This window comes from Desulfitobacterium sp. (genome assembly GCF_982384815.1).
This window is the reverse complement of sequence record NZ_CEVWNY010000117.1, coordinates 1-8952: the sequence shown is the minus strand read 5'-3', so window position 1 is coordinate 8952 and position 8952 is coordinate 1. Positions and strand designations below refer to the sequence as shown.

Genomic DNA, 8952 nt, shown 5'->3' with positions numbered 1-8952 from the left:
CTTCTCTTATCTGGCTCTTTTCGCCAGTTATTCATCGCTCAAGTGGAGGTTTTTCCTTAGATTTACGTCAATTACCGGATGCAGCGACAGACTGAATAAAGCCTGTGCCACATCATAAAGGGTTTGTTCCGAGGCATTGTACCGTATACTACTTTAGCTTTTCTGCCTGGTTACCGGTGCACCAGTGGAGGTGGTTCCGCTCTGGTACACTACGACCAGTGTCGAGTCTAAAGGTCTCGCTACAACGGCCATCACTTTCACTCCCTTCATGTTCTCATTGACAGACCATTTAACGGGCATGTCCGTATATCCTATGATTTTGCTTGTCCAGGGGTTACAGTCTGTAAAAAATAAGGGCCTGTCCAAGAATCGACAACGTTGTCGATTCTTGGACAGGCTTTGGATGAGGTTGTCACTATTGCTAGGTTGCCCTAGTAGACAGATGGTGCCGCATAGAATCAGGTAAACGCCTAAAACTGCCAATAGCATATTGAGGGCAAACCCCAAAACCACACTGAGTAATCCGATACTCATCAAAATCCATCCTGCAATGTTCCGTGGCGGATACTTTTCTGATGATTGATGAGGTCCAGACGGCTGTGGAACTATGTTCTTTTTTGGATCTTGGTCTTTCACAAGTGCATCCAGAGAAACATCAAACAACTCACTTAAAGTGATAAGTTTATCTAAATCGGGAATGCTGTTTCCCGTTTCCCATTTTGAAATGGACTGTCGTGAAACACCTAACTTTTCTGCAAGATCCCCCTGGGATAGGCGATGTTCTGTGCGGAGCTTTGCTATTTTTTCTCCTAATGTCATAAACACACCCCTCTTTACTGTTTGTAGTATAGCAAAAAAAGAGGAGGACTGTCGACCAAGCGAGCTTGGAATCTTAGCAACTGACAGTTGCAGGGTGAATTTTTTCAGCTTCCGATTGTGTTTTTTCTACGTTTTTCTAAATAAAGAATCACAATGGAAATGATCGTAACAACTGCAATCTGTGGTATCAAAAAAACAAGTGCAATGCTTCTGTGTGATGACTCAAAAACTGCTTTTCCCCATACTAATAAATCAACCGCAATCGTAATTGGAATAGACAGCCATATCCAATTACGGTTGGTAAAATACAATATTAGAACCGATAAAATCGGTGGTATAAAAAACATAATGATGGAAAATATTTCACCATACTGTATTAAGAAATCTGCCATAACAGCACCTCATCTAAAATATTATAAAAAGCAGTTTATCGACCACTTACGCCTATAGTGCATACGGGCAGGCAGAGTACAACCGCACAGCCGCCTCCGGAGAGATTATGAAATTCTGTGGTTCCTCCGTGAGCCTTAATAATCTGCCGGACAATGGTTAGACCTAAGCCATGGCTTTGAAGCTCACCAGAGCTTGGGGGATTATTAAGATTCTCTAATATGTCCTGTGAGAATCCGGTTCCGTTATCTGAAAGGTTAAGGGAGCAATTGTCCAGATCTTTCTCCAGATTAACCTTTATAGCGCAGCCGTTTGGATTGTGCTGAATGCTGTTGGCAATCAAATTTGATACAGCCCGCCTTAGAAGCTCTTCGTCGCCGAAGACCAAAGTGTTTTGCGCATTTTCGCTGATCGTCACTCCGATAGAATAGCTGTCAGGAAGTCCGCTATTCAAAAAATCGACGGTGACACCACGCAAGAGCGGAGCCAAGGTGACGGAAGTGCGCCGGAGTGGCTGCATGTCATATTCCAACTTGGAAGCGAGGTTCAGGTCATTTACCAGGGTTTTGATCCGTTCGCTCTGTCTGCGGATGATGCCCGCCTGTTCCCGCTTGGACTGCGGCAGCTCAGAGTCATCCTCAAGCTGGCTTGCATAGCCCATCATTATGGAGAGCGGTGTACGGATATCATGGGATACACCGGCGATCCAGGTTGTACGGGCGTTGTCCCGCTTGTTGAGTGCGGCCTCTTGATTTATTAGCTGCGTGGAGGTTTTATTGATTCCGGCGGCAAGATCGCCAAGAAGGCCATGAGTCGAAAGCTCTACCGGAAGTTTTTCTGCCATGTCTTCAATCCCTTTTGCAAGGGGCTTCAGGGAACGAAACAGCCGCAGGCCGAAAAGCAATGCGAGCAGTACGGCTGCGGCACTGTTTAATACTAATATGGCCGGAATCCACGCCAAAGTGTTATCCATTACCCTTTGAGGCATTTCAATATTATGTTTCCAAGCACTGCCCTTTTCGTTACCCAACACAAAGAGACCGTCGGGATGCCGCCAGACATAGACCGGATAGTCATTTAAATACCAATGTGTAAAGCCCGCCACATCAGAAACGGTATACTTAAGAGGTACGTCTCCGGGCAGATCCTCGCTCCATATCACATTGCCCTCCCGGTCCAGCAGCATAACCCATTGAAACTGCTTTTCAACCGTCTCACGAGCTGCTTCGGAAAGGGTGTAACCAACCTCTGATTTGGTCAAGCCGTCTGCGAGTTGTGAGACACTATAATCCTTTTGCGTTATTTTACTACTCTGTACCGTCCATGTTGCCAGCACTATAAAATTAATGGCAAGCAAAATAAGTGCGACCCCGGCAGCCGAGAGCACATAGCGAGACAAAATTTTCATCATGCTCTTCATTTGTCCTCAACTCCTATTAGCTTGTAGCCGAGGCCGCGCACGGTGAGAAGATAGTGGGGGTCAGAAGGCACCGGTTCGATCTTTTCCCGAAGACGGCGAATATGAACCATCAGTGTATTTTCATATCCATACAGATCGTCGCCCCATGCGGCACGGCATAAGCTGTCACCGGTAACGATGTTTCCCCGGTTTTCATACAGCTTTTCAAGCAAAGTAAATTCCTTAGCGGTTAGCGTAAGCTGGTTATTTTCAGTTGTGACCATGCCGCTGTTTAAGTCTATCTTGGTTTCGCCCAAACGGAAGACCGGCTTGGGGTTTTGTTTTAGGACGATTGGAAAATAGGCACGGTTTAACACCGCACGGAGTCTCAGAGTCAGTTCCCGGGGTAAAAATGGCTTTGTTATATAGTCGTCGGCGCCAAGTCCCAGACCAAGCAGACGGTTTTCATCTTCGTCCCGTGCGGAAAGAAACAGAACAGGAACGGCAGAAACCGCCCGAAATTCACGCATCAACGAAAAACCGTCTCCATCCGGTAGTGTTACATCCAGAATTATACCGTCCGGCTTCTCGGCCGCAAAGAGCTGACGCGCATCTTTGCAGGTAGCGGCAGAAATGACTTTCCTAAAGCCTTCCCGCCGCAATATTTCAGCCACCATCCTACGCAGCTCCGACTCGTCGTCCACGATCAGCAGCCTGCAGTCAAAAATATCGTTCATAATAATCACCATGTTCATTATAAAGTAAAATACATAAAGTTTGGACGTTTTCCTCAAGTTTAAGGTAAATGTAAGCTTGGGTACAGGTTCATTTAAGACAGCCTTGCTATGATGTTCCTAGTTTGAAAAAAGGAGGGACATCATAATGTCTGATATTATCACTACAACCGGCCTCTGCAAGAAGTATGGGAAGGTTATGAGTGTAAAGGATTTGGATCTCGCAATACCGGAGGGCATTGTCTACGGCTTTCTCGGTCCTAACGGTGCGGGCAAGTCCACCACAATGAAAATGATACTGGGCCTGGCAAGACCGACAGCCGGGAACATTAATGTGTTCGGCAAACAGGTAAACAGCCGGAACAGGCTAGCAATACTGAAAGATGTCGGTTCTTTGATCGAATCGCCCAGCTATTACGGTCACCTGACCGGAGCCGAGAATTTAAAAATTATCAGCACACTCAAAGGCGTTCCGGATAAGGACATTGACCGGGTGTTGCAAATCGTCCGCCTGGAAAAACAGAAGGAGAAAAGGGTGGGACAGTATTCAATGGGTATGAAGCAGCGCCTTGGCCTCGCTTGTGCGCTTCTAGGAAGCCCGAAGCTTTTGATTTTAGATGAGCCGACAAACGGCCTCGATCCGGCAGGTATTCAGGAAATGCGCGAGTTGATCCGCTCTCTGCCGCAGCAGTACGGCATGACGGTGATGGTTTCGAGTCATTTGCTCAGTGAAATCGACCAAATCGCAACCAATGTCGGAATCATCAACAAGGGAGAGCTTGTTTTTCAGGACAGCTTATCCTCACTCCATGAAAGGAGCAGACACAGCATCGCTATCCGCACCTTCAACAACGCGGCAGCCGCCAAAATACTTGGTGAACAGAGCGTTTCCTGTCGGCAGCTGGAGGACTATCTTTTGCTTCCGGAGCTTGCTGATAAAGAGCTTGCAGGCCATCTTTCCCGGCTTTATGAAAATAATATCGGCGTTGTGCGAATCGAGGAGCGGCATAAAAGCCTCGAGGATATTTTCCTCGAGTTGACAGGAACGGCGGTGAGCCTGTAATGAAAGCATTGGCTATGGAATTCCAAAAGACCCGTCGCCAAAGGGTATGGCTAATCGTTGGTGCTTTGATTCTCGTACAGCTTCTCTGGGCTCTTTGGGCGCTTACTTATATGGATGCCCGGAATCTGCAGCAGGGATGGGCATATTTGCTATACCAATTTCCTATGTTAAATTCGATCATGATGCCGGTCATTGCCGCTGTTGTAGCCTCGCGGCTTTGTAACGTGGAGCATAAGGGGCAGACCCTCAAGCTTCTGGAAACCGTGATGCCCGCTGGGAAGCTGTTCGACGCCAAATTTCTGTTCGGTGCGCTGTACATGCTTTCGGCGGCGGTTCTTCAGCTTCTGATCATCATAATTGCTGGATATGTTAAAGGCTTTGCAGGCGGTGCGCCCTTTTCAATGCTTGGCTATTATCTGCTCTTTACCACGGCTGTAAACCTGACCATTTTGCTGTTGCAGCAGGTACTGTCGCTTTTGTTTGTCAATCAGATGGTGCCGCTTACTGTGGGGCTTATCGGCGGATTCGCCGGTCTTTTTATTATGTATTTACCTCAAAACTTTGCAAGGTTTCTTCTTTGGGGGTATTACGGCGTGTTGATGTTTGTCCGCATGGATTGGGACAGGGCGACGCGCATTACTGATTATTACTATGTACCGATTGACTGGTCAGGATTTATCGCCTTGGCGGTAATGTTCTGTGTGATTTACATTATAGGCCGTGGGTTGTTTGTGCGAAAGGAGATGTGAACCTTGTTTATTAGAATACTTCGAGCCGAACGGATGAAGCTGCTCCACAGTCCGGTCTGGCTTGCTTTTATCATACTTCCAATAATTCCAGCGGTTATAGGTACCTTTAACTACCGGATGAATGTAGGTATTCTGCAGAATCAGTGGTACAGCCTGTGGACACAGCACACCTTGTTTACCTGCTATTTCTTTCTTCCGGCAATCATAGGTGTCTACTCTTCCTACCTCTGCCGTCTGGAGCATACAAACCACAACTGGAATGCAATCATGACGGTGCCCGTTCCGGTTTCACAAATCTATCTCGCCAAGTTCTTTGCTGCCGCCATTATGGTGCTGCTGACTCAGATATGGACCGGCGTACTGTTTGTGATTTCCGGCAAGCTTTCGGGGCTGACCGCACCAATTCCGCCGGAGCTTCTAACTTGGCTTCTATTTGGCGCGGTGGGGGGAATTGTTATCTGTGCCATACAGCTTTGCTTCTCCCTTGTGATTCGAAGCTTCGCCGTACCGGTTGGAATTGCACTGATCGGAGGGGTAGCAGGGTTGGCGGCCCTGGCAAAAGGATACGGAGTATGGTTTCCGTATTCACTTTTAAGTTTGGGTATGCGTGCCAATAGGCCGGATGGAGCTATGCAGTGCAGTATTGAACAGTATATCCTGAGCAGCCTTTTTTATCTGGCTGTCTGCATTGTGTTTGCTGTCTTATGGCTCAAAAAACGAGATGTGGTTGCGGGTTAGCTGTTCAAGCTCTTTTAAGCTGTTAAGATATTCTTTTGAAGCAGGGGGGGTATGTATATCAATGGCATCAAAAAATGGGCTTGCTTTAACTCCTTCAAAGTCATGGGGGATCTCTGCGCATGTTTGGATTTTATCATTTGATCCTTCAGGAAGGAATCGGGGATGTGAAATTTAATCTTGTTGACCGCATGGGTCTGTATTATAATAATGGATATTGTTATTTAACAGATTTTACGAGTGGTTAATGAGGTGTAATATGTTAACAGTAGAAAAAATCGGGGGCACTTCAATGTCCCAATTCGAAGATGTATTGAAGAATATTATTGGGGAGCCGGATTCACCACGTTTTAGTTTTGGTAGAGTATTTGTGGTCTCTGCCTATGCCGGAGTCACCAATAAACTTTTGGAAGATAAAAAGACCAAAGCCCCAGGGATCTATCGCCACTTTATTAGCGGCGAAGACTGTGAAGAAGCTTTGGATGTTTTGCTGCAGGATCTGCTTCAGATAAATGAAGGATTTGTGAAAATTGGCCTGGATTATGAAGCTGCCAGGGAGTTCTTGACGGAGCGGATCAACCAGACTAAATCTTACCTCCATAGTATGCACGAAATCATCGCCTCCGGCTATGTGGACCGGGAGAATATCTTTTCTGCAGCTAGAGAGCTGTTGGCTTCTTTAGGTGAAGCTCATTCCGCTTTTAACTCGGTCAATATACTGCAGAACCGTGGCGTACCGGCCCGACTTGTAGATTTAACGGGCCTCCGTGATTCCCGTCAGTTAACCATCAATGAGCGTATCGAAAGGTCTTTCCGGAATGTGGATCCCTTTAAGGAGATTGTCATTGTTACCGGGTATACTAAGGGGAAAGAGGGGATTATGCGTGAATTCGAGCGGGGCTATTCAGAGATAACCTTCTCCCGGATTGCCACTCATCTTCATGCCGACGAAGCCATTATTCATAAAGAGTTTCATTTATCCTCCGCCGACCCCAAGATAGTCGGTGTGGAAAAAGCTATCCCCGTAGGGCGGACCAACTATGATGTAGCCGATCAATTAGCGGATATCGGCATGGAAGCCATTCATCCCAACGCTTCCAAGCCTTTGGAAATGGCGGGAATCAACCTGCGTTTGAAAAACACCTTCGAGCCGGATCATCCGGGGACCTTAATCTCCAAAGACTATATCGGTCCCGAGGCCAAGATCGAGATCATTGCCGGTTCGGATAAGGTAGTAGTGGTGGAAATCCATGACTCCCTAATGGTTGGCGAAGCGGGTTATGATAAGCAAATCATGGAGATGTTCATGAAGCACTCCATAAGCTATATTATGAAGGCAACTAACGCCAATAGCATTTCAATGGTAATCTGGGAGCATGACTTATCAGAAGATCTTGTATCGGAATTGAAAGCGACCTATCAGACCGTCACTATCCTGCCCGCGGCCATCGTCTGTGTGATCGGATCGAATATCGCTGTTCCTAATATTTTAGCGCGTGCAAGTAGCAGTTTGGCAAAAAATCATATTAACGTAAACTGCATAGCCCAATCCCTCCGTCAGGTCAATATGCAATTTGTCATTGATCGTGATAAGTACACCAGTGCCATTTACCACCTCAATGAAGATTTGTGCTTAGCTTAATTTTTTACACCAAAAGGCGTTGTTTAGTCAAAAAACCGATATAGCGTTTTGCTAATCGGTTTTTTCTATATCTCTTTACTTAGGTAAGTATAAACGGGAAATCTTCCCGCCGACGCTATTGTGCCCGCATTACATCTCCTCTGTCATATTTTACCTACCAAGCTAAAGTCTCTCCTTATGCCCAATTGCCCTGGATACCAGCCGGACTGAACGCCTAACCCGGTTGCATCTTCGTACTGTAGTCCCTGAATCACACGAATTATTTCTACTACATTGCGTCCTACTTCAGGGGGATACAGACAGGAGTATTTCACTTCCCCACCCGGCGCAATAATAAATGTTGCTCGAAATGAAAACCCTAATTCCTCTCTCAAAACTCCATACCCCTGAGAGATGCGGTGTGATCTATCGGAGAGTAATGGATACTGGATAGTCCTTGCGGAAGGAGAAGTTTCGGCAAAGACTTTATGTGAAAATACACTATCCGTACTAATAGCGAGTACCTTAACACCTAATTGCTCAAGGGATTGGTGGTGGGCAGCCACGGCTGCCAATTCGGTCGGTCAAACAAAGGTAAAATCACTAGCGTAAAAGAACAGAACAACCCAGTCTTTTCTATAGTTGCTCAATGTAATTGTAGTTCTATTTCCTAAGAAATAGGCGTCGGCGGCGAAATCGGGAGCAAACATTGTTGGTTTAATCATTATAATGCCTCCCAAATTAGTTGCTTAAATAATATTATGCTAAAAGGTAGGATTCTGTTATTGAGTTACGAATCTTTTAGTATTATTAAGTGCTGATGATCATAATCTCCCTAATTGCTATCCGCTTCTTCGGAATCCCGAGGCCTTTTCGGTGGCTTGGGACCAAAGAACTGATAGTAATGGCACTCCAAGCGGCCGTTGTAAAGCTTTCTGCTCTTATCCCAGCGGCGGCCGATCAGAAGTTCGGGGTGCTTATCGGTGGTAATCATATGTAAGGACCAGGTTTCTAAGCTCTTGAAGGTTTCCCCCAGATCTTTATAGAGCTGTTGTACTTCTTCTTGCTCACCTAAGCGCTCTCCATAGGGCGGGTTGGTAATCAGGTGGCCGTATTGGAAACGGGAGCGTACTTCTGCTGCCGGGAGGCGCTGGAAGAAGATCTTATCCGTAAGACCGGCATCCTCACAGTGGGCACGGGCCAACTGAAGGGCTTTGGGGTCGATATCCGAACCATAAATATGGAGCTCAAGATCGCGATTGTAGAGATCCTCGGCTTCTTCACGGGCTTGTTGCCAGTATTTTTCCTTGATATTAGGCCAGGCCTCAGCAACGAATTCCCGCTTCAAGCCTGGAGCCCGATTAAGAGCAATCATTGCAGCTTCGATAGGAATAGTACCTGTACCACAGCAGGGATCGATGAGGGCCCGGTCAGCTTTCCAA

General features: G+C 46.6%; 11 protein-coding genes. 4 read left to right on the top strand and 7 right to left on the bottom strand.

Features of this window, described 5'->3' with window-relative positions:
- Window positions 1–27 precede the first annotated feature (27 nt).
- From AC1U9U_RS13875 to AC1U9U_RS13855, 5 genes are all read right to left on the bottom strand, one after another.
- A complete protein-coding gene (locus tag AC1U9U_RS13875; RefSeq protein WP_479961149.1) occupies window positions 28–147 on the bottom strand; it encodes a DUF1659 domain-containing protein in 120 nt (39 codons plus the stop codon).
- A 6-nt stretch (window positions 148–153) separates the two neighbouring features.
- On the bottom strand, window positions 154–819 hold the full coding sequence (locus AC1U9U_RS13870; protein ID WP_479961147.1) for a helix-turn-helix domain-containing protein: 666 nt from the start codon (window positions 817–819) through the stop codon (window positions 154–156).
- 104 nt (window positions 820–923) lie between these two features.
- Complete coding sequence (locus AC1U9U_RS13865; RefSeq protein ID WP_479961146.1) at window positions 924–1211, bottom strand: hypothetical protein; 288 nt, start codon at window positions 1209–1211, stop codon at window positions 924–926.
- 35 nt (window positions 1212–1246) lie between these two features.
- Window positions 1247–2617 (bottom strand): sensor histidine kinase, encoded by a 1371-nt coding sequence (locus tag AC1U9U_RS13860; protein ID WP_479961145.1) that lies wholly within the window; start codon window positions 2615–2617, stop codon window positions 1247–1249.
- 8 nt (window positions 2618–2625) lie between these two features.
- Window positions 2626–3345 carry a response regulator transcription factor gene (locus tag AC1U9U_RS13855; RefSeq protein WP_479961148.1) on the bottom strand — a complete coding sequence of 240 codons (720 nt, stop codon included), beginning with the start codon at window positions 3343–3345 and terminating at the stop codon, window positions 2626–2628.
- Window positions 3346–3490: 145 nt separating this feature from the next.
- Between AC1U9U_RS13855 and AC1U9U_RS13850 the strand changes: the two genes are divergently transcribed.
- From AC1U9U_RS13850 to AC1U9U_RS13835, 4 genes are all read left to right on the top strand, one after another.
- Window positions 3491–4405, top strand: coding sequence for an ABC transporter ATP-binding protein (locus AC1U9U_RS13850; protein ID WP_479961144.1), 915 nt, complete (start codon window positions 3491–3493; stop codon window positions 4403–4405).
- Window positions 4405–5154: an ABC transporter permease gene (locus AC1U9U_RS13845; protein WP_479961143.1), complete on the top strand. Its 750-nt coding sequence runs from the start codon at window positions 4405–4407 to the stop codon at window positions 5152–5154. The genes AC1U9U_RS13850 and AC1U9U_RS13845 overlap by 1 nt, the downstream gene beginning before the upstream one ends.
- A gap of 3 nt (window positions 5155–5157) precedes the next feature.
- A complete protein-coding gene (locus AC1U9U_RS13840) occupies window positions 5158–5892 on the top strand; it encodes an ABC transporter permease (protein WP_479961142.1) in 735 nt (244 codons plus the stop codon).
- Between the two features lie 256 nt (window positions 5893–6148).
- Window positions 6149–7531 (top strand): aspartate kinase, encoded by a 1383-nt coding sequence (locus AC1U9U_RS13835; RefSeq protein WP_479961141.1) that lies wholly within the window; start codon window positions 6149–6151, stop codon window positions 7529–7531.
- A gap of 143 nt (window positions 7532–7674) precedes the next feature.
- On the opposite strand, the gene AC1U9U_RS13830 is transcribed toward AC1U9U_RS13835, so the two are convergent.
- Window positions 7675–8235 (bottom strand): peroxiredoxin, encoded by a 561-nt coding sequence (locus AC1U9U_RS13830; RefSeq protein ID WP_479961140.1) that lies wholly within the window; start codon window positions 8233–8235, stop codon window positions 7675–7677.
- Window positions 8236–8345: 110 nt separating this feature from the next.
- A partial coding sequence (locus AC1U9U_RS13825; RefSeq protein WP_479961139.1) for a THUMP domain-containing class I SAM-dependent RNA methyltransferase occupies window positions 8346–8952 on the bottom strand: 607 nt, incomplete at its 5' end.